General features: G+C 38.4%; 2 protein-coding genes. Both read left to right on the plus strand.

Features of this window, described 5'->3' with window-relative positions; genetic code table 11:
• Nucleotides 1-269: 269 nt before the first annotated feature.
• Nucleotides 270-1,556 carry a homoserine dehydrogenase gene (locus tag COZ07_RS05120; RefSeq protein WP_406607504.1) on the plus strand — a complete coding sequence of 429 codons (1,287 nt, stop codon included), beginning with the start codon at nt 270-272 and terminating at the stop codon, nt 1,554-1,556.
• Nucleotides 1,557-1,787: 231 nt separating this feature from the next.
• Nucleotides 1,788-2,637: homoserine kinase (gene thrB / locus COZ07_RS05125; RefSeq protein WP_406607505.1), on the plus strand; the 850-nt coding region annotated here is incomplete at its 3' end.

Below are 2,637 nucleotides of genomic sequence, written 5' to 3' on the forward strand. Positions count from 1 at the left end.
AATTCGGGTGTTAAAATTATAAAAATTTAATAATAGGCCGATGATGGGAAGAGTAGATTAAAATTTTTTAATCGAAGACCAGCCCGGAGGCTAAGATGAATCTTGTAAAAAGAGTAAATCTTTCGGGAGAGGACCCATACAGCTATTAATAGAGCCCTGAAAACATGTTATTTTCAGGGAAATAAAGTGGAACCACGAAAATCTTTCGTCTTTATATTTAACATATAAGGCGAAAGATTTTTTTATAATTGAAAGGGTGGTAGATAATTGTGAAAAAAGAAATCATAAATATCGGCATATTAGGATTGGGTACGGTAGGTCAGGGCACTATTAAGATTTTGCAGGAAAATAAAGAATTTATCGAGCAAAAGATATATCCAAAAAAAATAGTATTAAAAAAATTAGCAGATAAAGACAAGGATAAAATTCTTCTCGACAAAAATCTTTATAAAATTTTTACCAACTCCGCCCAGGAGGTAGTTGCTGACCCGGAAATTGATATCATAGTAGAGACCATAGGCGGTTTTGAGCCGGCAAAAAGCCTGATTATGCAAGCTCTCAACTCAGGAAAACACGTGGTTACTGCCAACAAAGAAGTGATAGCCAAAGCGGGATATGAGATTTTAGATTTAGCCCGGGAAAATAAAGTGAATTTTCTTTTTGAGGCAAGCGTTGCCAGCGGAATTCCTATTATCGGGGCGCTTTCTAATTCCCTTACTTCCTACAAATTAAAAGAAATAATGGGAATTTTAAACGGTACGACCAATTATATTCTCACCAAGATGAGCGAAGAGGGCAAAGATTATGAAGAGGCCTTAAAAGAGTCTCAGGAGAAGGGGTATGCCGAGGCCGACCCACGCAAAGACATTGATGGGTTTGACGCCTTTAACAAGATATTTATTCTTTCTGCCATTGCCTTCAGAGCGAAGATCGATCCGAACAATATCTATTACGAAGGGATAAGAAATATTTCTAAGCTGGATATCGGATATGCCCGAGAGTTAGGCTATACCATTAAACTCTTGGCTTTGGCCCGAAACACAGGTCCGGATTTAGATATAAGGGTTCATCCGGCATTAATACCTAAAAGGCATGCTTTGGCTAATATTGGCGGTGCCTACAATGGAATTTTAGTTCGGGGAGGAGAGTTTGGAGACCTAACATTTTCCGGTCTGGGAGCCGGAGCTTTACCTGCGGGAAGCATGATTGTCAGTGATATAGTAGATATAATTAAAAATTATGATAATTACAATAATCGCTATAACTATTTTGAAAAGAAAAAGATCAGGGATTTCAGCCAAACTTATTCTCCTTATTATTTAAGGATTAGAGTAAAAGATAGGCCCGGGGTCTTAGCAGAGATTGCCAGCGTTTTCGCCAGGAAAAAAGTCAGCTTTCTTTCGGTTATACAAAAGGGAGAGGCCGGAGAAGTAGTAGATATTGTTTTTTTAACCCATCAGGCCAAAGAAGGTAGTGTACAGGAGGCTTTAAAGGAAGTTGCTCGCTTAGAATGCGTAGAAAAAATATGCAGTACCATTAGAGTGGTGGAAATTTAAATTAGTGTAGAGCGCGCAGCGTTTAGTGTATAGTGAAGAAGGAAGAAGCCAGAATCCAGGAGCTAGAAGATAAATTAGTATCAAATATCGCGTATAGAATAAAGTAATGAGTAATATGTAATGAGTAAAAAGAAAAGAATTACAAGGTTAGCCGGTTGGTTGAGGATTTAGTATTAAACTAGCTAACCAATTAACCAATTAACTAGCTAACGAATTCAAAGGAGAGAATCTATGATAAAAATTAGAGTTCCGGCGACTACCGCTAACTTAGGACCGGGTTTTGATTGCCTGGGCTTGGCTTTAAAATTATATTTAAATCTGGAGATAGAAGAGACAGAAAAAGGTTTGGTTATTGAATACCAGGGAGAAGGGGCAGAAAAGTTTTCGGTCAAAAAGGATACTTTAATCGGCAAATCAGCTGAACTAGTTTTAAAAAAGATAGGTCAGGATAAATCTAAAAAAGGATTAAAGATAAAGACTTTTAATCAAATTCCAGTTACCAGAGGGTTGGGTAGTAGCGCAGCCGCAATAATAGGAGGAATAATGGGAGCAGCCAGAATCTGTAAGATTGAACTATCTTTTCAAGAGATGCTGGAATTAGCTCTTTCTTTAGAGGGACACCTGGATAATATTGTCCCTGCTTTAATGGGAGGGCTTACCTTAGCCTATAAAACAGAGCAAGAGGAGATAAAGTGGGCCAGGATAGATACTCCGGCTGATTTACGAGCTGTGTTAGCGATACCGGATTTTTCTTTAAGCACCGAAGAGATGAGAAGAGTGTTACCATCTAAGACCTCCCTTGTCGATGCGGTATTTAATTTAAGCCGGTCTGCCCTTCTGGTTAATGCGTTACAGAATTCAAATTGGGAAGTATTAGCAGAGGCTATGGAGGATAAGCTACACCAGCCTTTTAGGGCTCCCTTTATACCAGGAATCGAAGAGATGTTTTCTCAAATAAAGAGAACAGGTTTAGCAGGGGTAGCCCTAAGCGGTTCAGGACCTACTGTAGTTTCGTTAACTAAAAGGGGTTCAGAGGAATTAATAAGTAATATAATGAAAAACATTTTTTTTAAGGAAGGCA

The organism is Candidatus Infernicultor aquiphilus (assembly GCF_002784285.1).
In the GTDB taxonomy this organism is placed as follows: domain Bacteria; phylum Atribacterota; class Phoenicimicrobiia; order Phoenicimicrobiales; family Phoenicimicrobiaceae; genus Infernicultor; species Infernicultor aquiphilus.